Annotated in this window: 28 protein-coding genes, 1 pseudogene and 1 riboswitch; of the genes and pseudogenes, 24 read left to right on the top strand and 5 right to left on the bottom strand. The window is 32.6% G+C overall.

Going from position 1 to position 26,441, the window contains the following annotated elements:
- The first annotated feature begins 8 nt into the window (after nucleotides 1-8).
- From BM077_RS08940 to BM077_RS08965, 6 genes are all read left to right on the top strand, one after another.
- Nucleotides 9-593 (top strand): cytochrome c3 family protein, encoded by a 585-nt coding sequence (locus BM077_RS08940; RefSeq protein ID WP_089749480.1) that lies wholly within the window; start codon nucleotides 9-11, stop codon nucleotides 591-593.
- A gap of 55 nt (nucleotides 594-648) precedes the next feature.
- Nucleotides 649-1,302 carry a NapC/NirT family cytochrome c gene (locus BM077_RS08945; RefSeq protein WP_143018620.1) on the top strand — a complete coding sequence of 218 codons (654 nt, stop codon included), beginning with the start codon at nucleotides 649-651 and terminating at the stop codon, nucleotides 1,300-1,302.
- A 17-nt stretch (nucleotides 1,303-1,319) separates the two neighbouring features.
- Nucleotides 1,320-1,802, top strand: coding sequence for a 4Fe-4S dicluster domain-containing protein (locus BM077_RS08950; protein WP_089749477.1), 483 nt, complete (start codon nucleotides 1,320-1,322; stop codon nucleotides 1,800-1,802).
- An 86-nt stretch (nucleotides 1,803-1,888) separates the two neighbouring features.
- A complete protein-coding gene (locus BM077_RS08955) occupies nucleotides 1,889-2,566 on the top strand; it encodes a 4Fe-4S dicluster domain-containing protein (RefSeq protein ID WP_089749475.1) in 678 nt (225 codons plus the stop codon).
- 27 nt (nucleotides 2,567-2,593) lie between these two features.
- On the top strand, nucleotides 2,594-4,231 hold the full coding sequence (locus BM077_RS08960; protein WP_089749473.1) for an FAD-binding protein: 1,638 nt from the start codon (nucleotides 2,594-2,596) through the stop codon (nucleotides 4,229-4,231).
- A 40-nt stretch (nucleotides 4,232-4,271) separates the two neighbouring features.
- Nucleotides 4,272-5,498 (top strand): NAD(P)-dependent malic enzyme, encoded by a 1,227-nt coding sequence (locus BM077_RS08965; RefSeq protein WP_089749471.1) that lies wholly within the window; start codon nucleotides 4,272-4,274, stop codon nucleotides 5,496-5,498.
- Nucleotides 5,499-5,572: 74 nt separating this feature from the next.
- On the opposite strand, the gene rpmB is transcribed toward BM077_RS08965, so the two are convergent.
- Nucleotides 5,573-5,803 carry a 50S ribosomal protein L28 gene (gene rpmB / locus BM077_RS08970; protein WP_090095228.1) on the bottom strand — a complete coding sequence of 77 codons (231 nt, stop codon included), beginning with the start codon at nucleotides 5,801-5,803 and terminating at the stop codon, nucleotides 5,573-5,575.
- Between the two features lie 176 nt (nucleotides 5,804-5,979).
- Between rpmB and BM077_RS08975 the strand changes: the two genes are divergently transcribed.
- The 17 genes and pseudogenes from BM077_RS08975 to BM077_RS09055 all read left to right on the top strand — a co-directional run bounded on the left by BM077_RS08975 (nucleotide 5,980) and on the right by BM077_RS09055 (nucleotide 22,787).
- Complete coding sequence (locus BM077_RS08975; protein WP_089749467.1) at nucleotides 5,980-6,174, top strand: DUF1858 domain-containing protein; 195 nt, start codon at nucleotides 5,980-5,982, stop codon at nucleotides 6,172-6,174.
- Between the two features lie 13 nt (nucleotides 6,175-6,187).
- Nucleotides 6,188-6,550 carry an Asp23/Gls24 family envelope stress response protein gene (locus BM077_RS08980; RefSeq protein WP_089749465.1) on the top strand — a complete coding sequence of 121 codons (363 nt, stop codon included), beginning with the start codon at nucleotides 6,188-6,190 and terminating at the stop codon, nucleotides 6,548-6,550.
- A complete protein-coding gene (locus tag BM077_RS08985; protein WP_089749463.1) occupies nucleotides 6,537-8,222 on the top strand; it encodes a DAK2 domain-containing protein in 1,686 nt (561 codons plus the stop codon). Before BM077_RS08980 ends, BM077_RS08985 begins: the two co-directional genes overlap by 14 nt.
- Before the next feature lie 27 nt (nucleotides 8,223-8,249).
- A complete protein-coding gene (locus tag BM077_RS08990; protein ID WP_089749461.1) occupies nucleotides 8,250-9,110 on the top strand; it encodes a DegV family protein in 861 nt (286 codons plus the stop codon).
- A gap of 59 nt (nucleotides 9,111-9,169) precedes the next feature.
- Complete coding sequence (gene recG, locus BM077_RS08995) at nucleotides 9,170-11,680, top strand: ATP-dependent DNA helicase RecG (RefSeq protein WP_089749459.1); 2,511 nt, start codon at nucleotides 9,170-9,172, stop codon at nucleotides 11,678-11,680.
- Nucleotides 11,681-11,994: 314 nt separating this feature from the next.
- A complete protein-coding gene (rsmD, locus tag BM077_RS09000; protein WP_089749458.1) occupies nucleotides 11,995-12,555 on the top strand; it encodes a 16S rRNA (guanine(966)-N(2))-methyltransferase RsmD in 561 nt (186 codons plus the stop codon).
- Entirely contained in the window at nucleotides 12,555-13,046 is a 492-nt protein-coding gene (gene coaD / locus BM077_RS09005; RefSeq protein WP_089749456.1) for a pantetheine-phosphate adenylyltransferase, read from the top strand. The genes rsmD and coaD overlap by 1 nt, the downstream gene beginning before the upstream one ends.
- Complete coding sequence (locus BM077_RS09010) at nucleotides 13,043-13,453, top strand: type I restriction endonuclease subunit R, EcoR124 family (protein ID WP_089749454.1); 411 nt, start codon at nucleotides 13,043-13,045, stop codon at nucleotides 13,451-13,453. The genes coaD and BM077_RS09010 overlap by 4 nt, the downstream gene beginning before the upstream one ends.
- Before the next feature lie 51 nt (nucleotides 13,454-13,504).
- Nucleotides 13,505-13,583, top strand: a riboswitch (cyclic di-GMP riboswitch).
- 252 nt (nucleotides 13,584-13,835) lie between these two features.
- Complete coding sequence (locus tag BM077_RS09015; protein ID WP_089749452.1) at nucleotides 13,836-14,489, top strand: TorD/DmsD family molecular chaperone; 654 nt, start codon at nucleotides 13,836-13,838, stop codon at nucleotides 14,487-14,489.
- 48 nt (nucleotides 14,490-14,537) lie between these two features.
- A complete protein-coding gene (locus BM077_RS09020) occupies nucleotides 14,538-16,772 on the top strand; it encodes a molybdopterin-dependent oxidoreductase (RefSeq protein ID WP_089749449.1) in 2,235 nt (744 codons plus the stop codon).
- Nucleotides 16,773-16,787: 15 nt separating this feature from the next.
- Entirely contained in the window at nucleotides 16,788-17,357 is a 570-nt protein-coding gene (locus BM077_RS09025; protein WP_089749447.1) for a 4Fe-4S dicluster domain-containing protein, read from the top strand.
- A 104-nt stretch (nucleotides 17,358-17,461) separates the two neighbouring features.
- On the top strand, nucleotides 17,462-17,635 hold the full coding sequence (locus BM077_RS09030; protein ID WP_089749444.1) for a Sec-independent protein translocase subunit TatA/TatB: 174 nt from the start codon (nucleotides 17,462-17,464) through the stop codon (nucleotides 17,633-17,635).
- 24 nt (nucleotides 17,636-17,659) lie between these two features.
- A complete protein-coding gene (locus tag BM077_RS09035) occupies nucleotides 17,660-18,814 on the top strand; it encodes a 4Fe-4S binding protein (protein ID WP_089749442.1) in 1,155 nt (384 codons plus the stop codon).
- Nucleotides 18,815-18,913: 99 nt separating this feature from the next.
- Nucleotides 18,914-20,983, top strand: a complete 2,070-nt coding sequence (locus tag BM077_RS09040) for a PAS domain-containing sensor histidine kinase (protein WP_176941678.1) — start codon at nucleotides 18,914-18,916, stop codon at nucleotides 20,981-20,983.
- Between the two features lie 504 nt (nucleotides 20,984-21,487).
- Nucleotides 21,488-21,685, top strand: a complete 198-nt coding sequence (locus BM077_RS09045; RefSeq protein WP_089749437.1) for a hypothetical protein — start codon at nucleotides 21,488-21,490, stop codon at nucleotides 21,683-21,685.
- 21 nt (nucleotides 21,686-21,706) lie between these two features.
- A pseudogene (locus tag BM077_RS09050) lies at nucleotides 21,707-21,955 on the top strand (OsmC family protein); the annotation flags it as partial.
- Between the two features lie 451 nt (nucleotides 21,956-22,406).
- Nucleotides 22,407-22,787, top strand: coding sequence for a VOC family protein (locus tag BM077_RS09055; protein ID WP_089749433.1), 381 nt, complete (start codon nucleotides 22,407-22,409; stop codon nucleotides 22,785-22,787).
- A 287-nt stretch (nucleotides 22,788-23,074) separates the two neighbouring features.
- Here the strand turns inward: BM077_RS09055 and ylbJ are convergent, their stop codons facing one another.
- The 4 genes from ylbJ to BM077_RS14145 form a co-directional block, all read right to left on the bottom strand.
- The gene (gene ylbJ, locus BM077_RS09060; RefSeq protein ID WP_089749431.1) at nucleotides 23,075-24,328 is read right to left on the bottom strand and encodes a sporulation integral membrane protein YlbJ; all 1,254 of its coding nucleotides are present in this window, start codon (nucleotides 24,326-24,328) and stop codon (nucleotides 23,075-23,077) included.
- A gap of 211 nt (nucleotides 24,329-24,539) precedes the next feature.
- Complete coding sequence (locus tag BM077_RS09065; RefSeq protein ID WP_089749429.1) at nucleotides 24,540-24,788, bottom strand: AbrB/MazE/SpoVT family DNA-binding domain-containing protein; 249 nt, start codon at nucleotides 24,786-24,788, stop codon at nucleotides 24,540-24,542.
- Between the two features lie 330 nt (nucleotides 24,789-25,118).
- The gene (locus BM077_RS09070) at nucleotides 25,119-25,310 is read right to left on the bottom strand and encodes a hypothetical protein (protein WP_090095230.1); all 192 of its coding nucleotides are present in this window, start codon (nucleotides 25,308-25,310) and stop codon (nucleotides 25,119-25,121) included.
- 77 nt (nucleotides 25,311-25,387) lie between these two features.
- Nucleotides 25,388-25,828: a PEP-utilizing enzyme gene (locus tag BM077_RS14145; protein WP_089749426.1), complete on the bottom strand. Its 441-nt coding sequence runs from the start codon at nucleotides 25,826-25,828 to the stop codon at nucleotides 25,388-25,390.
- Between the two features lie 409 nt (nucleotides 25,829-26,237).
- Here BM077_RS14145 and BM077_RS09080 point away from each other — a divergent pair.
- Nucleotides 26,238-26,441, top strand: a 204-nt coding sequence (locus BM077_RS09080) for a helix-turn-helix domain-containing protein (protein WP_143079000.1), incomplete at its 3' end; no start/stop codon positions are given.

Below are 26,441 nucleotides of genomic sequence, written 5' to 3' on the forward strand. Positions count from 1 at the left end.
TGAAACTTATGGAGCTAGATTTAAAAAAGGTAGTTTTGGCTTCCGGAATTCTACTTATTGTTTTAGCTTTAGGATTAGGTTTTAAGAATTATTCAGAATCTCCAGCTTTCTGTAAGAGTTGTCATGTTATGGAACCAGCTTATCAAAGTTGGGGTAATTCTCCACACAATAAAGTTAAATGTGTAGAATGTCATGCTGATCCTGGCTTTAAAGGGTTTTTAGAGGCAAAGTTAAATGGAGTTAGACAGGCGGCAGTTTACTTTACGAATCCGCCAGAACCAGGTTCTGCTAATTTAAAGGCTGATGTAGAGAATGACCGTTGCATTGAGTGTCACCGAGCAATAGATGGTCTTAATGTAATAGCTAAAGAAAGTTTACCTGATAGTCTAAAAAAATTAGGATTAAGAGTAAATCATGAAGGACATATGGAAGAAGGAGTAAAGTGTTCGACATGTCATAAGCAAGCAATTCATAATAAAGGAAATAAAGAAACGTTAATGCCAGATATGGACTTATGTTTCAGTTGTCATAACAATACCTTCTATAACGGTAAAAAGTTAAAGAAAGATTGTACCGTATGCCATTCAATGTAACGAGTAAAATGGACACCTTATAAATAATAATTATTAAGGTGTTAATTTGAAAGGGATGGTGAAGTTTGTGGAAATTGATGTAAAGAAGTTAATTGTTGGTGGGAGTATTTTGGTCTTGGTTTTAGTATTAAGTTTAGTCTTTAAAGGTTATTCAGAAACTCCAGGTTTTTGTCGGAGTTGTCATCTAATGGAGGAAGGATATCAGGCTTGGAAAAACTCATCGCATTATGAAGTTAAATGTGTAGAATGTCATACTAATCCTGGTTTTAAAGGATATTTAGAAGCAAAGATAGCAGGATTGAGGCAAGCATCAATATACTTTACAAACTCACCAGAGCCTCCAGGGACAGAAGTGTTTCATGCGGAGGTAGGAAACGAACGTTGCATTGAATGTCATAACGCTATTAATCAAATTAATGGGGTAGCTAAGAAGGATTTGCCAGATAGGTTAAAAGAAATAGGTTTAGTAATGGGGCATCGAACACACATAGAAGCGAAAGTAAAATGTGCAACTTGTCATAAGTCAGATGCTCATGATTTTGGAGAAGATAAATTAGAAGGTAAGAGTCAGACTTATAAACTCAGTGACATTAAAGATTTGGATGAATGTCCTAAGGAAGATGAAGTAATCTGTTTTAATTGTCATAATGGGACTTTTTATAATGGAAAGAAACCTAGTCAAGATTGTAGTACATGTCATGAACTGTAAAAGGAGGGATTTAAATAATGGGGACTAGACAGAGGAATACTCTATCCCAAGCTAATATTGAACAGATCAAAGGGGTTTTAAATCAAGTATTAGATGAAAAGAGTCCACCAGTACCTAGATGTCGTTTATTATCTACAGGTTTTGAACCATATCATGGGCTTTATGTAGAGGAAGCTTTAGATGGAACTAAGACCTGCTTAGGTTGTGGATTATGTATAGATTCATGCGCAATTTTAAGAAGAGAGCCGGAGCGAAGAGAGAGAACTGGTCAGCGAACCTCTTTAGCTTTAGAAAGCTTAGTAGGCGATGATTGTGAGAGATGCTTTTCGTGTGCTTTATCTTGTCCGCAGGTTGATACGGTGATTAAAGATTATATTGTGGATGATAAAGTAGAAGAGGAGATTCCACAGTTACAAAGTTTAAAAGAGAACGACAATTATTATATGGCGATTTCTGCCTTAGTATTTGGAGTCTTTTTAGGAATGTTCTTTATGACATAAGATAAGGTTAAGGCTGAGATTAGAGCTAAATGACTTAGATTATTATAATTATTAATAATATCTGATAAATTATAGGAGGGATATAAATGTCAGCGGAATTAATCCCAGTTTATATTATGGGTAAGAAACATTATGTACCGGAAACTGCTACTATTTTGAATGCTTTTGAGTATGCTGGATACCAGGTGATTAGAGGTTGTGGATGTCGAGGTGGTTTCTGTGGTGCTTGTGCTACATTCTATAGATTTAAAGACGACTATAAATTACATGTAGGGTTGGCTTGTCAGAAGGTAGTTGAACCAAATATGTATTTGACACAGCTACCATTCTTCCCAGCTAACAAGTCGTTATACGATATGGATGCTTTAGAGGCTACAGCTCAGCAGATTATTGAATTATATCCAGAGATGATGAAGTGTATGGGCTGTAATACTTGTGCTAAAGTCTGTCCACAGGAGTTAGAGCCGATGGAATATGTAGCAGCAGCAATGAGAGGAGATATTAAAGCAGCAGCTGAGAAATCGTTTGACTGTATTATGTGTGGCTTGTGTGCTTCTCGTTGTCCAGGTGAACTAGTACAGTATAATATTGGAATGTTAGCTAGAAGATTATATAGTCGATATATAGCACCGAATGCACAACATTTAGCAAGTAGAGTTTTAGAAATTAAAGACGGTAAATTCAATGATGACTTAGAAGAGTTAAAGAGTATGCCTAAAGAGAAGTTGCAGAAAGTATACGAAGAGCGGGATATTGAAGAGTAAAAATACTAACTTTAGGAGGGATTTAGAATGGGTTATTTACCATATATGAAAGAGTCGATTAAAAGAGTTGAAGCTACTAGACAACAGAGGGTAAATGAGACTTATCCACGCGCAAGTGCTGAGGAGAAGAAGGATGTATTAGAGAATTTTCATCCTGATTATGCGGATGCTGGGTTTAAAGAAATGAAGTTTGGGCCTAATAAAGGTGAGAGAATGCCAAATAGGTTTGCGGATGTGCTGGAAGCTAAAAGTGTTATTAATCCTGATGAGATAGATTTAGATAATCCGGATTTAGAAACTGATGTATTAGTAATTGGCGGTGGTGGAGCTGGATCAGCTGCAGCTCTATTAGCACAAGAAAATGGTGCTGATGTGTTAATGACAACTAAGCTCCGTCATGGTGATGCTAATACGATGATGGCCCAAGGTGGAATTCAAGCTGCTGATAAAGAGAAGGATTCACCGGCAAGACATTACTTAGATGTAATTGGTGGTGGTCACTTTGATAATATTCCAGAGTTAGTAGAAGCACTAGTGCATGACGCACCGTTAGTAATTAAGTGGTTAGAAGAGTTAGGAGTTATGTTCGATAAGGATGAAGACGGAAGAATGCAGACTCGACATGGTGGAGGTACTTCGCGTAAGCGAATGCATTCAGCTAAAGACTACAGTGGCGCAGCGATTATGAGAACACTCCGTGATGAGGTGCGTAATAAAGGAATCGAAGTAATTGAGTTTGCACCAGCTGTAGAATTAATTTTAGATGATAAAGGTCAATGTGCAGGAGCTGTACTTTATCATCTAGAAACTAAGAAGTATTCAGTTGTAAAGGCTAAGACTACTATTTTAGCTACTGGTGGAATTGGCCGTCTTCATATTGGCGGTTTTGCTACTACTAATCATTATGGAGCAACTGCTGATGGGTTAGTAATGGCTTATCGAGCTGGAGCAGAATTAGCTTTTATGGATTCTCTGCAGTACCATCCAACTGGATCTGTATTCCCTGAACAGACAGTAGGTCTTTTGATTACAGAGAAGGTAAGAGGTTTAGGAGCCCAAGAGATAAATGATGAAGGAGAAGAGTTCGTTAATCCGTTAGAAACTAGAGATGTTAGTGCAGCATCAATCATTAGAGAATGTGAAGGGCGAGGAAAAGGAATTGAAACGCCTTCAGGTCTACAAGGTGTTTGGTTAGATTCTCCACTTATTGATCTTAAGCATGGTGAAGGAACTATAGAAAAAGAGTTACCAGCTATGGTTAGACAGTTTAGAAGGTTCGGTATCGATATTACTAAGGAACCAATGTTAGTTTATCCAACACTTCATTATCAAAATGGCGGTATTTTAATTAATGAAGAAGGCGAAACTGGTATTGAAAACTTATTTGTAGCTGGAGAAGCTGCCGGTGGAATCCATGGTAGAAACCGATTGATGGGTAACTCTTTACTTGATATAGTAGTATTTGGTCGACGGGCTGGTAGAAATGCAGCAGCTAAAGTTGGTAAGGTGAAGCAGGGTGAGTTAAACTTGAATCACGTTAGAAAGTATCACCATGAATTAGAAGAAGCCGGAATTAAAACAGACCGCGTTTCTCCACAGATCTTACCAGACTATACTCCTGAAGAGACTAAGAAGAAAACAGGGTTAGTTAAGACTGCGTTTTAAATAATATACTGTAAACTAATAAGAACGGGGGAGATTAATAATGTCATCAATGAAGGAAAAAGCTTTAAAGATGCATCGTGAAAATGTAGGAAAGTTAAGTGTGGAAAGTAAGGTTAAGGTTGAAGATAGAGAAGACCTTAGTATTGCGTATACACCAGGGGTAGCTGAACCATGTAAAGAGATTGATAAAGATGTTGATAAAGTATATGATTATACAGCTAAGAGTAATCTAGTGGCGGTTGTTTCTGATGGAAGTGCTGTTTTAGGATTAGGTAATATTGGAGCAGAGGCTTCTATGCCTGTAATGGAAGGAAAAGCGGTACTTTTTAAAGAGTTTGCTAATGTAGATGCTTTTCCAATCTGTGTTAGCACTCAAAATGTGGATGAAATTGTAGAAACAGTTAAGAGATTAGAGCCTACTTTTGGTGGTGTTAACTTAGAAGACATTGCAGCTCCTAGATGTATGGAGATTGAAGCTAAGTTAAAAGAAGAGACTAATATACCAATCTTTCATGATGACCAGCATGGAACGGCTATTGTAGTTACTTCGGGTTTAATTAATGCTTTGAAATATGTAGGTAAAGAGATGGAAGATATAACTGTAGTAGTTAATGGTGCTGGCTCAGCAGGGATTGCGATTGCTAAGTTATTGCTAGATGCTGGTGTTGATGATGTGATTATGAGTGATATCTTTGGTATCTTACATCCTGATGAGAAAGAGATGAATTCAATTCAAGCTGAAATGGCTGAAATAACAAATAAGAATAATAAAAAAGGTGACTTAGCCGTAGCTATGGAAGACGCTGATGTCTTTATCGGTGTATCTGCTCCTGACATTGTTTCTAAAGAGATGGTAGCTAGTATGGCGGATGATCCGATCTTATTTGCAATGGCTAATCCGGTTCCAGAAATTCATCCGGATGACGCTAGAGAGGCAGGAGCCAAGGTAGTAGGTACTGGGCGCTCTGATTTTGCTAATCAGGTTAATAATGTTTTGGCATTTCCAGGTGTATTTAGAGGAGCTTTAGATGTTAGAGCTACAGATATTAATGAAGAGATGAAAGTAGCTGCCGCTTATGCTATTGCTAATCTAATTGAAGAAGATGAATTAGCAGCTGATTATGTGATTCCAGATCCGTTTGATGAACGAGTTGTTCCAGAGATTGCTAAGGCGGTAGCTAAGGCAGCTATTGAGAGTGGAGTAGCGCAATTAGATATTACTCCTGAAGAAGTAGCTACCAAGGCAAAAGAGATGCTTAAAAAATAGAGTTAGCCCCTCTTATTAATAAATAATTAAGGGTTCGGATATTATCCGAACCCTTAATTTATATTAAATAAGATTTAGTATGCTCTTTGTACTTTACCTGCTTTTAGACATTTAGTACAAACTTTAATTCGCTTAGTACTACCGTCTACGATAGCCTTTACTTTCTGAAGGTTAGGCTTTTGAGTACGTTTAGAACGTCCAGTTACATTACGTCCTACTCCACCTTCTTTTTTAGCTTTACCTCTTCTGGTTACAGCATTTGATTTATTAGATCCTTTTCCACAAATTTCACAATATCTTGCCATATCTAAACACCCCCTTAAATGAAAGCAAATATTAACTTTAAGTAAATAATCAAACTCACTTAATTATTTTAACACAAATTAATACTAAATGGCAAGACTAAATTAACCATTTTTTCTCTCAGGGAAGGATTTTTTTGCAATTTGTTGAATAATAATTTAAGTAGGAGGGATAGAAGATGGGTATAAATAAGGATATGTCTATTTTAGAAGTTTTGAAGAAGTACCCCGAAGCAAGAAAAGTTTTTATTGATCATGGTCTCGCCTGCAGTAACTGTTTAGGAGCAGTTTCGGAAAAGATTGAAGATGTAGCACAAAGTCATGAGATTGATATAGAGGAATTAGTTACGGATTTAAATAAAATTATAGAATAAGGAGGAATTAATAATGAACCAAGAGTTAAGAAATGAATTAGGTATGATTACAATTTCTCAGGAAGTAATTTCAATAATTGCGGGGTTAGCTACTATGGAATGTTATGGTTTAGTGGGGATGGCTTCGCAGCGAGTGCAGGATGGTATATCTGATCTTTTGGGGAAGGAGAATCTAAATAAAGGGGTAGAGGTTAATATTCAAGATGGAAGAGTAATTGTTGATTTATATATAATAGTAGAGTATGGAATCAATATTTCTGAAGTTTCTAATAATATAATCGATAAGGTTAAATATACTTTGGAAGAGTATACAGGGACTGAAGTGGGTGAAATTAATATAAATGTGCAAGGAGTGAGAGTGGGTGAAGTTGGTTAATAGTAAAGGATGTACTAATAAATATAATAATGAAATTAGCCAAAATATATATGAATTAGATGTATCTATGTGTAAAGAAGCTTTTATTTTTGCTTTAAATTATTTTGCTAATTATAAAGAAGAGATTGATGCATTAAATGTCTTTCCAGTACCAGATGGAGATACAGGAACTAATATGTATCTAACCTTCTCTACAGCTATAGATGAAATTAAAGATTTAGAGACTGATTCGATAGCTATATTATTAGAAGAGATCGCTAATGGTGCTTTAATGGGAGCTAGAGGCAATTCTGGTGTTATCCTTTCTCAACTATTAAGAGGTGTAGCAGAAGTAGCTAATGACCAAAAAAAGATTGGGACAAAAGAGATAGCTGTTGGATTGAAGAATGCAGCTAAGAAGGCCTATCAAGGGGTTATGAAGCCGATAGAAGGGACTATCTTGACTGTAGCTAGAGAGGTTGGGGAAACGGCAGTTACTTTAGCTAAAGAGGAAGAAGATATTATTGAGTTTTTACGTTTAGTTAGTGAGCAGGCATCTACAACTGTTAAGAAGACTCCAGAGTTATTAGAAGTATTAGAGGAAGCAGGGGTTGTTGATGCTGGGGGAAAAGGTTATGCTGTTATCTTGAGAGGTCTTTATAAATATTTTGTTTGCGATGGGGAAGTTGTAGTAGATGAGTCGGAATTGGATTTAGTTTCTATTGAAGATAAGCATAATGAAGGAGAAAGAGATGAGTTATTATATAAATATTGTACTGAATTTTTGATTAATAATACTAATATCAGTGATAAAGAAATTAAGGGCGTACTAAAGGATTATGGTGATTCACTTTTAGTAGTGGCTAATGACCGAGTGACTAAAGTACATGTTCATACTAATAATCCTGGTCTAGTTTTGGAAGCTGGGTTGAAGTTTGGGGAATTAAATAAGATTAAGATTGATAATATGGAAGTAGGAACTTCTTCTAAAAGTCATGGAAAGAGTGATGAGTTAACGATTAAAGAAGAACTTAAAGATAGAATAGGAGTAATAGCTGTTGCATCTGGCCAAGGTATTATAGAAATTTTAGAGAGCTTAGGAGTCGATCTTATTATAGAAGGCGGTCAGTCTATGAATCCTAGTACTCAAGATTTACTATCAGCTATTAAAAAAGTTAATGCTAATAAGATAATAATTTTACCTAATAATAAGAATGTTATTTCTGCAGCAAAACAGGTTATTGAATTAAGTGATAGAGAAGTGATTGTTTTACCGACTACATCTATTCCCCAAGGGATTGTAGCAATGATGGGCTTTAATCCAAGAGGCGAAATAGTTGATGTTAAAGAAATGATGGAAGAAGAGATTAGACAGGTTAAGACAGGTCAGGTTACTTATGCGGTTCGTGATGCAATAGTAAATGGAATTGAAATTAAACAGAATAATATATTAGGGCTAGCAGAGGGCGATATTAAGGTTGTTACTGATGATAAAAAAGAAGCGATTTTAGAGTTATTAGAAGAGATGGTTACTGATAACGATTTATTAATTACTATCTACTATGGTGAAGAAGTTGATAAAGAAGAAGTTGAGGGTTTAAAAGAGTGTGTAGAAGCTAAATTTGTAGATGTAGATATAGAAATTTATGCTGGAGACCAACCAATATATTATTATTTAATCTCTGTCGAATAAAATTATAGTAAAGTAGGAGGAAATATAATGGCATCAATTAAGATTGTTACTGATAGCACTGCTGATTTGTCATTAGAGTTAATAAAAGAATTAGGAATAGAGATGATACCCTTAACTGTTAATTTTAATAATGAATTCTTTGCTGATAAGATAGATATTTCTCCTAATGAATTCTTTACAAGATTAGAGAAAGTAGATGAATTGCCTAAAACTTCTCAACCAGCAATAGGTAAATTTAAAGAAAAGTATTTTGAATTAGCGAGTGAGTGCGAGACAATTATTTCACTTCATTTGGCTGGAAAATTGAGTGGCACCTATAGGGCAGCAAGATTAGCAGCAGATATGGTAGAAAAAGAAGCAGATATTAATATTGAAGTTATAAATTCTAAAAGTGTTTCTTTAGGTTTAGGATTTTTAGTTCTTTATGCTGTACAAGCTAATAATAATGGCTTGGCTTTACAAGAGATAATTGAGGGAATTAAAGAAAGAATAGAGGCATCAATGGTATTATTTACAGTTGATACTTTAGATTATTTAGAGAAAGGTGGAAGAATCGGTAAAGCCAGTGCTTTTGTAGGTAGCTTATTGAATATCAAACCAATCCTAAAGGTAAATGAAGAAGGAGAAGTCGACCTTCATTCTAAAGCAAGAGGTAAACGGAGGCTTTTTCGCAAACTTAAGAGTCAAGTTGAAAAAGAATTAGCAGTAAGAGAAGGTTCTTTTAATCCGAGATTAGGTTTGGTACACGGGAATGCACTAAGAGATGTAGAAAAGTTGAAAGAAGAATTAAGTGGCTTAGCAGAATGGGATGAGATAGTAGTATCTGAGATTAGTCCAGTAATCGGAACTCATGTTGGGCCGGGTGCTTTAGGTGTTATAGTAGTATGAAGATTTGGTAATAATAAATAATATATTATTGTTTATGTTATTTGGCTGAGGTGGAATTAATGAAGCAAAAGAAAGAAGTTTTAAGCAAATTATTGAAGCCTTTAAAGACGGAAAAGAAGTTAGGTTACAATAATTCTTCTGTCTTTGGAGGTTTTGATGCTTATATTCTAAAATGGCTTAATGAATTAGCTAATATGACAGATAAAAAAGAAAGTTTAGAAGCAATAGATGAGCTAAGGACTATCTTTACTGATTATGCTGAAGTTAGACCACAAATTAGAGAAAAGAAGCTATTAAATAGTAAACAATTATTTAATCAATTGGTTAATTTAATTAAAGAGGGAGATGCTAAGAAAAAAAGAGTACCTAAAAAAGAGTTAAAGAACGAAAGAGAAAAGAAGCAAAAAATTGAGGGTAAAGTTAATAAAGATAAAAGAGGAAGTAAGAGGACTAAGGAGACTATTATAGATACTGATGATGCAAAAACCACTGATACTAGCTTGCCCGAAATCTGGCAAAAATCAGTTCGTTATGTAAAAGGAGTGGGTAAAAAGAGGGCTAAACAGTTGGCTCGATTAGGTATTCATACTATTTATGATATGTTATTCTATTTTCCTCGTGACTATCGGGATTGGAGTACTAATTCTAAAATAAGAGAGTTAAACTCAGGGAGTCAGGTAACCGTTCAGGGTCAAGTTATTAATATTGAAGAGATTCGTCCACGTAAGGGATTAGTAATTACTAAGATAGTAATTAATGATGGGACAGGAAGTTTAGCTGGAGTTTGGTTTAATCAACCATATATTAAACAGAAATTTTCTCGAGGTATACCAGTAGCTTTTAGTGGTAAGGTTAAAAGAGAGTACGGGCAGTTACAGATGAGTAATCCTAATTATGAATTAATAAATAAAAGCAATAATTTATATGTTGGTAGGGTATTGCCTATTTATCCAACGACTGAGGGGCTTAGTCAAAACTTTTTAAGAAAGATAGTTAAGAGAATTCTTGATAAATATTTGAGTGAATTTCCAGAGTTTATTTCCAAGAAATTAAGAGAGCAACATAATTTCTTAGAAATTAAGCAGGCATTAAAGAAGATTCATTTTCCTGATAAGATTGAAGAAGCTAAAATGGCTCGAAAAAGATTGGCTTTTGACGAATTATTTATTTTGCAATTGGGTATAGTTTTAAGAAAGGTAGATTCATTAACTGAGGAAGAAGGAGTAGTACATAATGGAGATGAAAGTTTAATTGATGATTATCTAGTTGATTTACCATTTGAACTGACTTCAGCTCAGGCTAAAGTATGGGATGAGATTAAAGAAGATATGAAAGAACCGATACCTATGAATCGTTTAATTCAGGGGGACGTAGGCTCTGGAAAGACGGTAGTTGCTACTTTAGCACTTTTAAAAGCGGTCAGAAGTGGTTATCAAGGAGCAATGATGGCTCCAACAGAGATTTTAGCTGAACAACACTATTTAAGTCTGAAAGAATCTTTAAGCTGTTATGGCATAGAAGTAGCTCTGTTAGTCGGGAGTTTGACTAAACAAGAGAGAGAGACGGTATTAGAAAAGTTAGTAGAAGGGGATATTGATATCGTAATCGGGACTCATGCCTTAATTCAAGAAGGGATTAATTTTGCTAATTTAGGTTTAGTTATTACTGATGAACAACATAGATTTGGGGTAAGGCAGCGAGCAACATTTAAAGAAAAAGGTGAGAATCCTGATGTTTTGGTAATGACGGCTACGCCTATCCCGCGTACTTTGGCTCTAACTCTATATGGAGATTTAGATCTATCAGTTATTGATGAATTACCTCCAGGGAGGAAACCGGTAGTTACGGAATGGAGGTCAGAGAAGGCTTATCCTAAAATCTATTCTTTTATTCGACAAGAGCTAAGTGCCGGAAGACAAGCATACTTTGTCTGTCCTTTAGTAGAAGAGTCTGAAAAGATAGATGTCAGTTCTGCTGTTGAGATGGCAGCAGAGCTACAAAATGACATCTTTACTGATTTTAGTATCGGTTTATTACACGGACAATTAAAGTCTGATAAAAAAGAAGCGATTATGCGTGATTTTCGTGAACAAAAAATTGATATTCTGGTATCTACTACGGTAATTGAGGTAGGGGTTAATGTTCCTAATGCTACTTTGATGGTTATTATTGATGCCCAAAGATTTGGTTTGGCTCAACTGCATCAGTTACGCGGCAGAGTTGGACGAGGCAAATATCAGTCATACTGTATTTTAATTGCTAATCCTAAGACAGAGACAGGACGAGATAGGATGAAGATTATGACTCAGTCTACCGATGGTTTTGTAATTGCAGAAGAAGACTTAAAATTAAGGGGACCTGGTGAATTCTTTGGTACTCGCCAACATGGTCTACCGGATTTAAAGATAGCAAATCTTTTACGGGATAGTGAGCTATTAGAAATAGCTAGAGAACAAGCTTTAGGTGTGGTTGAAAAGGACCCTGAGCTTAATGAATTGAGGCATCGATTATTAAAAGCATTTATTCAGTTAAAATTTGGGGCTGATTTCGAATTAATAGATATTAGTTAAGTGGGGAAAATTAATAATAAGATTATGGGAATAATTCATTGGTAGTGTCGATTAATTATATAAAAATTGCAAACAAATTTATTAGAAGTTGGTGTTAATAACACCAACTTCTTTTGGGAGAGGAGAAATTGGAGGAAGAATTAATGGGGAGGACTCTTATTTTTTCTTCTTTATTACTCCAATATTTCTTAAAAACTTAAAGTAATTTGTCACCTCCTTTAAGTAGTAGTAATATTTTTTCAGATAGTCGATATTTCTATTCACATTTCGAAGAGAAATCATGAGGTAAATATTTCTGTATAGGAGGCTTATCGATGCGAGTAATTGCAGGTCAGGTTAAAGGCCAAAAATTAAAATCAAAGACGGGAAGAAAAGCACGACCAACAACAGATCGAGTTAAGGAAGCTTTATTTAATATGTTTGGTTCTGAAATTGTAGATATAGATGTATTGGATCTTTATGCTGGGTTCGGTGGTTTAGGAATTGAAGCTTTAAGTAGAGGAGCTAGAAGTGTTACTTTTATAGAAAAAGTAGGTAGTCATATTGAAATTATTAAAGAAAATTTAGAAAATACTGGGTTAGATGAAAGGTCTGAAGTTGTTCAAGGTGACGTTTTAAAGGAAATAGGACGATTTAATCCTAAGAGTTTTGATATTATCCTAATGGACCCTCCTTATTGGGAAGGATTAATTGTGCCAACTATCAACAAAATTTTAAAGTCTAAACTATTAAAACGAGCAGGTATTATTGCTGTAGAACATCATAAGAATGACGAGATAAAAGTAGAATTTTCTGATTTAAATTTGATTAGAAGAAGGGATTATGGCAATACAAGACTAAATTTATATATGAAAGTGGAGAAAGGGGAAGTATAATGACAAAAATTGCTGTTTATCCGGGAAGTTTTGACCCGATTACTAATGGACATTTAGATATAATAGAAAGAACTACTAAGATATTTGATAACGTGATTGTAGCTGTTTTTCATAATCCAAATAAGAAACCATTATTCTCAATGGAAGAAAGAGTAGAAATAATTACTGAAGCAGTGGCTGATTTTGAAAATGTAGAAGTTGATTCTTTTGAAGGATTATTAACTGATTATATCAAACAGCAAAAAGCTCAGGTAATTGTTCGTGGTTTACGGGCTGTTTCTGATTTTGAGACAGAGTTTCAAATGGCATCTATGAATAAGAAGTTAGAGCCAGAGGTTGAGACTATCTTTATGATGACTAATAATAAGTATGCCTATCTCAGTTCTAGTATCATTAAAGAAGTATCTAATTTTGGTGGGTGTATAGAAGATTTAGTTCCTGAGCATGTCATTTCCAGACTAAAGAAGAAAATAGGAGGGAATCAGGGATGAAGGTAAGTGAAATTATAGACGAATTAAGGTTTATGGTCGAGAATGGAGATAAGATTCCTCTGACTAAAAAGGTCTTGATTGATTCAGATTATGTATTAAATTTAATAGCAGAATTAGAAGAAGAATTACCGGTAGCAATTGGAGAAGCTGAAGAATTATTGAGTAAGCGGCAAGAAATTTTAGATGACGCGAAGAATCGAGCTGATGAAGAAATTAAAAAGATTATTGCGGAGGTTGATGTTGTTAAGGAAGCCCAAGAAGTAGCTAATGAAATTAGAGTTGGTGTTAATGAATATGCTGATGAAGTATTAGCAGAAATAGAGAGTGGTTTAGAGAAAAAGTTAAATGAGATTAGAAAAAATAGAACTGAATTGCAACCAAAAGAACATTTAGAGGAGATTTCCTAAGACTAGGCTTTTAAAGCTTGGTCTTTTTTGTTATTTTAAAATAAATAATTAATTTTGAAGGGGCAAACTTGTTGTGAAGCAGGGGCGCAAAGCTATGGGTCTTAAATATAAAGACTGCCAGGCTGCCAAATTAATTAGTCTTAGTTTAAAGCAGGTTTAACAACAGCAAGCAAAGTTGAAGCATATGTCTAAAGATGTCGAAAAAAATATTTTTTTCATATAAAAAGAAGGGAAATGTTTTTATATGTAGAACTATGACATATATCATAAGCAATAAGTGGTAGTTAATTTCATTAGAAATTGACTGGGTAGCATATAAAAGCTGATTTAGCAAAATAGGTTAAAAGTTAAAATTATAGTTTTTGTTAAGGGGGAGAAGTAGATGACTAGCCAATTTAATGAAGGACTGTGGAAGCGGAGACTACATGTATTGAATAAATTAAAAGATATGATGTTGTCGAATAAAGATAGTATTATTCATACTAGAAAAATCAGTAGTTTTCTAACTTCTTTAAGCGAATATGATGATTATCACTCTAACGAGTTTTTTGATCAATGCTGGTCGTTGTTAGAGAATAACGTTCAAAATAATGAAAGCTTATGGAAGGAGATTCTTTTCGATTTTAATCGACTTTTTGTTGGTCCAGATAAGTTACAAGCTCCACCATATGAATCTGTTTATCGAGATGAAGGTTTAATTATGGGACCTTCTACTTTGGAAGTGCGTAATTTTTATCAATCTGAAGGCCTTAAACTTGAAAATCAAGGAAAAGAACCAGATGATCATATTGGTATAGAATTAGAGTTTTTAAGTTATATAACTAGGTTAATAATTATGTCTCAAGAGAAACAGGCTGAAGAAGAAGTAAATTACTATCAAGAATTATACGAGAAGTTTTTAAATGAACATTTATTACAATGGGGGTTAGAGTTTGCTGATTTAATAATAGATAAGGCTGAAACTAAGTTTATGAAAGGGGTTGGTCTATATTTAAAGGGGTTTTTAAAAGAAGAGGAGTTACAGGTTAATAGTTAAAGTAGTTGTATGTCGGTCAAAGTAAAATAATATAGGAGGTGACTTTAAATGACCGATAAAAATTCTAAAGGATTTAGTAAAGCGTTTTCAAGAAGAAACTTTTTAAAAGGAGCTATAGGTGTAGGAGCAGTTGCTGGTCTTAGTTCTTTAATGCCTATTGATTTAGGGAAGAAAACTGTTAAAGCAGGTACAGATTATAATTTGGGTTATGATGTTTTTCGTAATGCCTGTCCTCGTAATTGTTATGATACTTGTGGTATTTTGAGTTATGTAAAAGATGGTGTTCTAGAAAAAGTTGATGGTGATCCGAAGCATGGCTTTACTCAAGGAAAACTTTGTGTTAAAGGCTATACTTATGCCCATCGAGTTTATAGTCCTGATCGTATAAAATACCCAATGATTCAAGAGCCTAGAGGTTCTGGTAATTGGCGAAGAATAAGCTGGGATAAAGCTATGGATATTATAGCGAAGAAGGTTTTAGAGATTAAAGAAGAGTATGGTTCTACACTACCTATAGCAATGGATAAATACTCAGGTAACTTTGGTATTTTACATTATGTTGTAGAGGGTATGATGTCTAGTATTGGATATACCACTCGAAGTTTAGGGACTCCATGTTGGCCAGCGGGTATTGATTCTCAGAATTTTGATATGGGAGCTATATACAATTCAGATCCAGAAGACATGGCTAATTCAGATTTGATTATTATCTGGGGAGCTAACCCTGCTTGGTGTTCAATTCATACGATGCCTTTTATTCAAGAAGCTAAAGAAAATGGAGCAAAAGTAGTTGTTATTGACCCTATCCAAACTCAAACTGCTTCTAAAGCAGATACTTGGTTACAAATAAAGACTGGTACTGATGGAGCTTTAGCATTAGCTATGGCAAAATATATTTTAGATAATGATTATATAGATAAGAAATATATTGAAGAGAATGTGGTCGGTTTTAAAGAATTTGCTGATTATTTACGAAAAGAAGTTTCAATTAGCTGGGCCGCAGAAAAGACTGGCTTACCAGAGAAAGTAATTATTCAGTTAGCTAAAGATTATGCTACTACTGCAAAAGCTAATATTTGGGCTGGTTATGGTTTGCAACGTCATATTAACGGTGGACAAACCGTTCGAGCAATTGATGCTTTAGGAGCTATTACAGGTAAGATTGGTAAGCCTGGAGCTGGAGTTCAGTATGCGCATTTAGAAACTTGGGGTTTTAATTACAATGCTATGGTTCAATCTCCACCTTCAGGTTCAGTAGGTGTAGAGAATCCTGATGGAAGTATGTCAAATCGAACAGTTAATATTAATAATTTTGGTGCTGAAGTACTAGCAGCTGATGACCCACCAATTAAGATGTTATGGATAGCTTGTCGTAATACAATTGATCAGCATCCGGATGTTGAAACTTCCAAAAGGGCCTTCGATGCTATGGACTTAGTGGTAACTGTAGATCAATTTATGAATGAGACTGTAAAACATTCAGATATAGTCTTACCTTGTACAACTCTCTTTGAGCACCCTGATGTAAATGCAAGCTATTGGCATTATTGGGTAAATATTAATGAGCAAGCGATTGATCCTCTCTATGAAGCTAAAAGTGATTTAGAAATTGCTATGGCTCTGTCACGTAAAATGAATGAGTTGGAACCAGGTTCTTGTACTTTCCCAACTGATATAAGTCAAGAAGAATGGTTAGCTAAGGAGTTTAACGATGGAATTTATGATATGTTGGGAATTAAAGATTATAATGAATTGAGAAAAGGACCTAAGAAAGCTAATTTACCAACTCAATCTTGGTCTGATGGTAACTTCCGTACTCCATCAGGTAAGTATGAACTTTATTCTAAGACTGCTACTAAGTATGGTCATCCAGCTATTCCAAGTTATAAGAAAGAAGCAAAAGCATCGGTGAAGTATCCAGTAAGGCTATTAACTCCTCATTGGAAATATGGTCTTCATTCTCAATTCCAGAATCTAGATTGGATGATGAATATGGATTCTGAACCTGAAATAGAGATTCATCCGGATTTAGCTCAGAAGAAGAGAATTAAAGAGGGAGATTTAATTAAACTTTCGAATGAACTAGGGAAGATAAAAGCAAAGGCTAAATTAACCGGTACTGTACCAAAAGATGCAGTTGTTGCTTATGAAGCTTGGTATAAGGATTCAAATTACTCAGTCAATGATATTGTGAAGGCAACACCTTCAGATATGGGTGAACATGCTACTGGTAGTCCAGGATTAGCTTTCCACGATAATTTTGTTAAAGTAGAAAAGGTTTAAAAGGAGGGATAGAAAATGGCTAAAAAACAGTTAGGTTTTTTGATAAATTCTGAAAGATGTGTAGGTTGTCATGGTTGTGAAATGGCTTGTAAAAATGAGTATCAAATAGATGTTAAACCGCGTTGGAGGAGAGTATATCTTCTTGAAGAAAAAGAGTATTCAGCTCCAGAAAGAAATCACATGTCTATAGCTTGTAATCATTGTGCTAATCCTGCATGTCAAAAGGTATGTCCAGTTGATGCTTATAGTAAAAGGGAAGATGGTATTGTTATGCAGGATCAAGAAAAATGTATTGGTTGCAAGTCTTGTATTAAGGCTTGTCCTTATAATGCTCCTCAATTTAATGTAAATCTTAAAAAAGTTGAAAAATGTGAGTTATGTTATGAACGCTTAGCTGCTGGGAAAAAACCAGCTTGTGTAGATAATTGTGTAGTGGGAGCTTTAGATTTGATTGAGTTAAGTGGCTTTCATAAATCAAAAGTTAAAAGGAGTTTGCCAGGGTTCCCAAATCCAAATCTAACTAACCCTTCAGTACGTTTTATCTCTCCTAATATAGGAAGACAGATAAGAAGTGATAGTAAGTAGTGTATATCAGTACCCTCTTGGTCAAGAGGGTACTATAATTAAAAAGTAGTACTTATATAGTTGAGTTTAAATATTAAACTATTAAAAGAAAGTGAGGGGTTTATATGTTTGGATTAGGAGCACCAGAATTAATTTTAATATTAGTAATAACTTTGGTGATTTTTGGCCCAAGTAAATTGCCTGAGATTGGGAAATCAGTTGGTTCAGGGATTAAAGAATTTAAGAAAGCAACTGAAGATGTAACTAGTGAAGTAAAAGAATTAGAGAAAGACGAGTAATTCTCTTAAGGATGGGATGAAAAGATGTTAAATAGAATATTTAATCTCATTGAACAAATAGACATAAAGCCAATTAAACTTGAAGCAAGATATTGTACTAGAGTAATTTCTTCTAAGAGTAGTTGCTCTAGTTGTATTGATATATGCCCTCAAAATGCTATTAGTATAATTAATAAAGAATTGAAAATCGATTTTAATAAGTGTAATAATTGTGGACTTTGTACTACTAGCTGTCCTAATAATGTATTCGAATTAGAGAAAAATTCTGATGCTGCTGTCTTGAATAAAGCTCAAGAAAACTTTAATACAGATCACTCTCTTTTAATTAATTGTCAAGCAGCAATAGAGGAGAAAAATAGTGTTCAGATTGAATGTTTAGGCAGGTTATCAGAAAGAATGCTATTAAAGTTACTTTTTATTGGTGCGGATTTAATTTGGCTGAAGCCTGGACAGTGTGCTAAATGTCAATTAAAGAGTGGAAGAGCATTAATAGAGGAGATAGTACACAATTGTAACCTTTTATTGAAGAGATATTTTGATGAATCTAGGGTTTTTATTTCAACTAAAAGACCTAATTTCACGCCAAATGCTTTTGGATTTAGAAATAGTGAGTTTACTGAAGATGAATTAAATTCTAGTGGAATTGGACGTAGAGAATTTATAAATAAATTAAAGCAAGAAAGTGTTAATGGTATAAAGAGTTTATTAACTTTTGAACAAAAAAAAGAAAAAGAACAAAAGAATTCTATTGCCAAAGCTAAGATTAAAAGACAAGAGCTTTTATCATTAATCAAAAGATTGGAAGAGAACGCTATAGAAGTAAATGAGGATGATTTATCATCTTTATTTTGGAAGCTTGAATTTGATGGTGATTGTGATTTCTGCCAAGTTTGTACTACATTATGTCCTAATGGAGTTTTAAGTACAATTGATGAAGAATCTGAAAAGAAAATTATGGCTAATCATAAATTATGTACGAACTGTGGTCTTTGTAAAGATGTTTGCTATAAGCAGCAAATTAATATTAAAAAAGACTTAAATCATAATTTAAATAATAGTGAACAAGAAGTGATAGTTGGACTAAAGAAGGTTTGTAATGAATGTCAAAAAGAGTTCTATACTGCTAAGCAAGATAAAAAAACATGTGTTTTTTGTGATAATTCAGAAGGGATTTTGTAAAAATAAAGGTATTTTGAATGAAGACAGTCAATTAATATCTTAATAATAGTTTGATTGATTAAAATTTAATTTTAAAGGATTTTGAAGAGGGGGATGATTATGAGTTTAGTGAGTATAAAGAAAGAAACGGAACCGTTAGTAAAACTTATTGAAGATAATCAAGATTTTTTAATTGATAGAATAATTTATTATGCAAAAAAACACGGTTATACTCAATATACTTCAACCCTCCGAGAAGCTTGGCGGATATCAATGAGTGGACTATCTAAAGAGCTTGTAGAATTTTTGAAGATAGATAATGAAGCGTCTGAATTGAATTTTAGAAAAAGAATTAATGATGGAAGAATAGAAGCTTTTACTATTTTGGAAGCGCAAAGACATCTTAAAAGAGGCCTTTCATTAAAAATGTTTCTTAGTTTAATTAAGTATTACAAGCAAAGTTATATCGATCTTATTATGCAATCTAATTTTCAAGAAATTGCTAAAAGTCAATATTATTTAATTATAGAACGTTTTTTTGATTATTTAGAAATTAAAATTATTGAAGAATGGGAAACTATTAATCAAAATGAGGAATTAGTTGAACTTCAAGCTGAAAATCGAAGATTAGTTAATGAAAAAAATAAATATTTAACCATTTTAGAAAGTGTTCCAGAACCGGTGATTTTAGTTAATAATGAAAATAAAATTAATAATGCTAATTCAGAGGCTTTAGATATACTTATAGATTTTCATGTTCCGGGTGAAACTTATTATAGTCAAAAATTGAGGGGAGAATCGCTGCCCTGGTTTGAGGAAGAATTGAATAAATTTGCTGCTAGTAATAGATCAGAAGCTAAATTTAGTAAGAATATTTATACTAAAAATGGTTTGAGATTTTTTGAAGTCAAATTCAAGAAGATGCTTGATGTTAGTGATAAATTTTCAGGAACTATAATCTTTTTTAATGATTTAACCAAAAGAAAAGAGATAGAAGAAAAATTAAACTATCAAAAGGAAAAATTAGAAAAATATCTTGATATTTCAGAAGTAATATTTTTAGTTTTAGATAGATATGGGAAGATAGTATCAGTTAATAAAAAAGGATGTGAAATTTTAAATTATAGCAAAGAAGAATTGATTAATGAAGTCTGGATTAATAATTTTATTGTTTCAGAAGAGAGAGAGGAAGCTAAAGAAAATTTTAAAGCTACAATTAATGAAGGAACGGCATCAAGTAGATATATTAAAAGAAAAATATTAACAAAAAATGGTCAAAAAAAGAAAGTTAATTTTCATATTGCGACATTAAAGGATGGAGAAGGAGATATAGAAGGAGTAATAATCTCTGGGATGGATATTACAGAAAAAGAATTGTTAAAGAGTGAATTAGAAACTAATAAGCTTAGAACACAGTTTATTGCTAATCTATCACATGAATTTAAGACTCCTTTAAATTTAATTTTTTCTGCATTGCAGATGTTAGACTTTTATCAAGAAAAGAAATTAGAATTAGAAGACAGTAGTAAGTTTAAAAAGTATATAAATACTATTCAACAAAATGGTTATAGGCTTTTAAAATTAGTTAATAATTTAGTTGATATTACTAAAATAAATTCTGACTCTTTTAATTTAAATTTAGAAAATTATGATATAGTAAAACTTATTAAAGATATAGTCTCTTCGGTTACGGAATATGCAAGAAATAAAGATAGAAAGTTAGAGTTGATTTTGGATATAAAAGAAAGGGAAATTGCTTGTGATCCCTTTAATATTGAAAGAATTATGTTGAATTTACTATCGAATGCCATAAAGTTTACAGATAAAGGTGATAAAATAATAGTAAGTGTTTATGAAAAAGATAAAAAAGTCTATGTTTCTGTAAAAGATACAGGAATTGGTATCCCAGAAGATAAACAAGAGATAATATTTAAAAGATTTGGTCAAGTTGACAAGTCATTTAAAAGAAATAGTGAAGGTAGTGGTATTGGATTAACTCTTGTTAAGATGCTGATTGAAATGCATAACGGTGAAATTAGTCTTAATAGTGAATATGGAAAGGGAAGTGAATTTATTATTGAACTTCCTATTAAAGTATTATCTAGAACCAATACTAAAAGAAAGAAGAATAGAATGCAACGTGATTTTATAGATAAAATTGATCTAGAGTTTTCTGATATATATTCCTAAATTAAATAAACTTTATGTAAATAATTTTATATTTTCTGGCTGTGAGTCGGCGGCGTTCGTCGACTACTTGTCGGTGAGAATTTAATATATGAGATTATGGGCATACTCTTTAAAAATTCATATTATTTTTTCTAAATATAATATGCTAAAAAGCTTATTACTGACTTTACGTTTGCGTAAAGGTTATGATATAATTATTCATAGTTAAACTAAAACCTTCAGGAACAGCACATGCTGAAGATGATAAAGTATTATTTAAAGTTAAACAAGCAGAGTTTAAGGGATACAAAAGAGAATGTTAGGAGTGCAATAGATTCTCTTAACCAGTGTAAGGATTGTGAAATTAGAAAATTTCCTTCAGAATGTGAACATAGAAAAGCTATGCTTTAAATTAATATATTAGTGAATTTGAGTCATAATAATATTAGAAATGTCAATGATAAGAGTTATACATAGTCAGGTTAAAATATTAAACTAATAATTCTTTAGAAGGAGGATTAAATTATGACGATTGATCCAATTGAAACTACTAAAATCACGATTATACAAGATGAGAGACCTAATCGACGGGTTTATATCGAGGGTTTCGAAAAGCCATTGCATTTTGGAGTACATGGTGGGGTAAAGGAATTTTATGGAGTTGAACCCAAGGAAGAGTATCCATCAACACTTGATCATATTGTTTCTGCCGCAGGTGGATGACTAACAGGTACTCTTGCAGGTGCGCTGGAGGCGCGCAAAATTTCTACTTTTCCTGATAAATTGAAAGGTCATTTTGAAGGTGTAATTGAAGAAGAGAAAGGAATACTGAAGATTACTCGAATTCGTTGCCACTATGAGTTAAAGATACCAACTGATAAACTTAAAGAAGCTAAGCGAGCACTAGATGTATTCGAACAAGGGTGTCCAGTTGCTCAGACACTTAAAGGATGTATAGAATTTGAACATAGTTGGGAGATTGAAGAAATATAATTGTATTATTGATATTCGCATAAAAGTACAGGTGTAATTAATATATTTAGGAGGTGGGCTATATGATTAAGATGAAAATTTATTCTGATTATATCTGACCTTTTTGTTATATCGGCAAGGCTATTGTCGATCGGTTAAAGCAAAAATTTGATATTGAAGAAGAGTGGTATGGTTTAGAAATTCATCCTGAAACACCACTAGAAGGTGAAGATATAACTAAGAAATTTGATCGTGAATCGATAGACCGGTTATATGATCGATTGAATCAACCTTTTATTATTAATGATGAATATCGTATTGTAGGAGCTCAACCTTATGAAAAATTTGAAGAAGTATTACAAGAAATTAAAAGATCAGATTGATTTTATCCTTTAAATTCTTAATGAATTAGTAAAGAATATAAGATCAATAATCAAATAGTAATATTAAATTATGAAGTAGGAGGATTAAAATGTTTAAAAGAATTGATCATGTTGAAATCATACCATCAGATATCGAAGTGTCAATTGCATTTTATACTGGAATACTGGAATTTAAGATTAAACAAAGAGAAGAAGTTGATGCATCATCAATAAAGGAAGTCGTTTATTTAGAATTAAATGATTCAATGCTTGAATTATTATCTGTAGAAGAACCACAACCTGTTTTAAAGCAGGACTGGCAGGTTGGTTACAGAATGTTAGCCTTAGAAGTAAAGGATATGGATAAAGCAATAACATATTTAGAAGATAAAGGAGTAGAAATCAGTTGGGGTCCAGTAGATTTAGGGCCTTCTAAAAGAGCTGAAATAAGAGATCCTGATGGATTACCAATTGAATTGCGGCAATGGTAAAATAATTTTCTCATTTCAGAAGGAAATGTAGAGAAGATATTATGGGTTGAAAAATATTTATTACTGTAGGAAGATAAAGTATAAAAGGAAAAACTTGTTTGGACCAATGAAACTCCTGAAATTCTAATTTTGAATTTCAGGAGTTATTTTATGTTAAATCGTATTATTATATATTATATAGAGTTAAAATATGGTGCCGAGGGTGGGATTCAAATCGACATTAGCACAAGGTTCATTGGATTTTAAATTTAATATTATTTTGAAGATATAGTAAATATTTTTATTGGTTAAACTTTAACTACAATTAAAGTAATCTTTCGAACTAGATATATTACAATTGAAATTAAAATCAAACTACTTAAAAGAGCCAAAATACCTAAACTTAAAATTTCAATTCGTTCAAAGTAATTTGTAATTCCTAATGAAAAATTACCAAGGTTATAACTTTCAATACCAAAGACTGGAATAGTCCCTTGTGAACTTATACTTTTGAGTGGCTCAAAGATAAAGAAGGTTACAATACTAGCTAGGACTCCATGTAAAATTCTAGCCCAGATATATGGCTTAATTCGAATATCAGTTCCATTTACCATAGTCGCTACCTGAGCATGAACTGAAAGTCCACTCCAGGCAATAATACCACTGGCAATGATTACTTGTTGGGCTAAAGGTGCTGCTGCTTGGCTTGCTAAATCTGTACCATTAGTAATTTCAAAGATGCCACTAATAATCGGTAAGACTAAGGATTTATCAATGCCTAAGGGCTTTAAGATAGGTAAAAGGATAGTAGTAAGTAGTTTGGTGATACCAATTAAATGTAAGACTTCAGTAATTACTGAAAATAGAATAATGAAGCCGCCAACTAATAATAAGGTATTAACCGATTCAACAATTGCATCTCCTAATAGCTCACCAAAAGGTCGCCCATCTTTTTTACGAGCCTGGTATAATTCAGCAAAAGCGTGTTTAATAATATTATCTTCTGTTCTTGAAGTTGTTTTAGTATCTTCATTGCTATGAGGTGGGTCATAAAAACGCATTATTAAACCAACAAGAATGCAAGATATATAATGAGCTATAGCTAGAGTTAATCCTAATTCTGGTTTACTAAACATACCTACAGCTACTGCTCCGATCATAAACAAAGGATCGGCTGTGTTACAGAAAGCAACTAATCGTTCACCTTCTACTTGTGTACATAGCTTTTCTCTTCTTAAATTCCCAGTAATTTTAGCACCAATTGGATAGCCAGAAGCCAATCCCATAGCAAAAGCAAATGCACCTACGCCTGGTAATTTAAATACAGGTCGCATTAGTGGCTCTAATAATGCACCTATAAAATGAACTACTCCTAATCCCATTAAGATTTCAGCCATAATGAAGAACGGAAGTAAGGCCGGAAAGACTATTTCCCACCAAGTATGTAACCCATTTACTGCCGCTTGAAAGCTATTTTCTGAGAAAATAATTAATGATACAGTAATAGAGATAGCAATTAATGCTTGTAGATAAATTTTCTTTTTACTTGCTGTTAGATTCAAAATATAAACCTCCCTAAATCTTTACTCTGTTATATGGTTTTTAGTATAAATGGTGATACCTAAGAGTTAATTATAGAATTCTCTTATATAATAGTATTTTTATGATAGGAGATTTATGTTTATGCTTTTAAAATTGGATAAAGTATAAGCCAGATTCAATAGCTATTGAATCTGGCTTATACAAGTAAGTTATTAATTTTAAATAAGTAGGTTATTTATTAATTGTTTTCATATCTTCTAAACATTTTGAGCAGATAATTTTACCCTTAAATTCAATTGTTTCACCTGTACTGCCACAGAAGAAACAAGTAGGTTTATGTTTTTTTAGAATGATTTTATTATCATCTACGTATATTTCTAAAGGACTCTTAGGTTCAATATTTAAAGTTCTACGAAGATCAATAGGAATCACTATTCTTCCTAAATCATCTACTCTTCTAACAATGCCAGTTGATTTCATTATTTACTTCCCCCTTTGCTACAATCTGCAATGTTAAACACATAATATTCTGCTAGTATTAATGAGTAACTTAAAAAGTTAACAAGTATATTAGTAGTAAATAATTGATGAAAAGATTATATCACCAAATATTATATTACCATATTATTAAAAATAAGGCAAATAAGGATTTAAAATATAATTAGATAAAAGCAAAAAAAAATACAGGAAATAATGAAACTATTTCTGTAAAATTTAATGGGTAAGCTCAATTATAAAAGGGTTTTTACAGATGTTCATTATCCTGTAAACATATAAGTATATTAGTAGTATAAGCATTATAACCAAAAGTTAATTTTTGGTTGGTTTAGCTAATAAAGCAAATAATAGACAGACTATTGTTCCTAAAAAGGACAATATTTTTGGTTGGAAACTATTTTTATTTAAAAATATAATTATTCCTAGTGATAAAAAAGCAGTAGCTAAAATCATAAAGAAGATACTAATATTAATTAAAGCTTTTTTAGCTATTAAATTTTTCATTTTTCCACTCCTTTATGTAGAGAATTGAATATAAATTTACTTTTAAATAATTAGATTTAATTTTAAATTTATATGGTTTAAAATGGTTCATTATTTATTAAGATTTTGAATAATTCTTCTTGATTCAATTTTTTAATGATACCATCTTTCGAATTTAAGATTACTAAATCATTACTATTTAAAATATCAGTGGCTTTTTTATTATTCTGCAAGTAAACTCCAAGAACAGCTGGTAATTTATTTTGCTTAGCAATAATTGCAATATGACTTCCTAGACCGCCATAGTCAGTTATAATTCCTTTAATGTTAATCTTTTTTAAATCCATATATAAATTATAAGTTAATCTTTCAGTAACAATAATTGTATTTTCTTTAGGATTTGGGTCATGTTTGATATTATGAATTTTTCCAATGGCATTTTTGGTATTTAACCCAATGCCTTTAATAATAAAGTTGTTTTTCAGTAAATACCACCTCCTTTCTATACGTCCAAAAACTATGGACTTTATGATGTTAATTGTAGCATTTTTTAGTGAAGTACTTCACTAAGGGGTGTGACAAATAAATGTGGCATATATATAGTATTAGAGATTCATAATTAATTTCCTTTTTTTTCCAAATATTTTTTTGATTATTTTACAGTGATTGATTTTTTAAATACTTAAAATGCTATTATGTACAACATGAGAGTATTTATTATATCTAGTAATTCAGAAAAAATTAAGATAAGTTATTAGTTGCATAATCTCATGATATATGAATGAATTTATAATAAATTAACAATAAAATATTGAAATATTTGTTAGATATCAAATATTTTGGAACATTGTATAATTAAATGCACAGGATAAATAAAAAGGTGACACATACCAATACCTCATATATAATGTTAACTAACCAAAGAAAACATTTATGGAGGTATCAGGCATGTGTCAAGATAATTATACCACAGAAAATAGGAAAGGGAAACATTTAAAATGGGAAGAAAGAAAAATTATAGAGCATTTATATAATATTCAAGAAAAATCAATAACTAAAATAGCGGAGGAACTAGATAGACACAGAACTACAATAAGCAGAGAAATAAAAAAGGGTAAGGTAGAACTATTAAATACAGACTATACAACTAGA

Source organism: Candidatus Frackibacter sp. WG13, assembly GCF_900114655.1.
Classification (GTDB): Bacteria; Bacillota; Halanaerobiia; order Halobacteroidales; family Acetohalobiaceae; genus Frackibacter.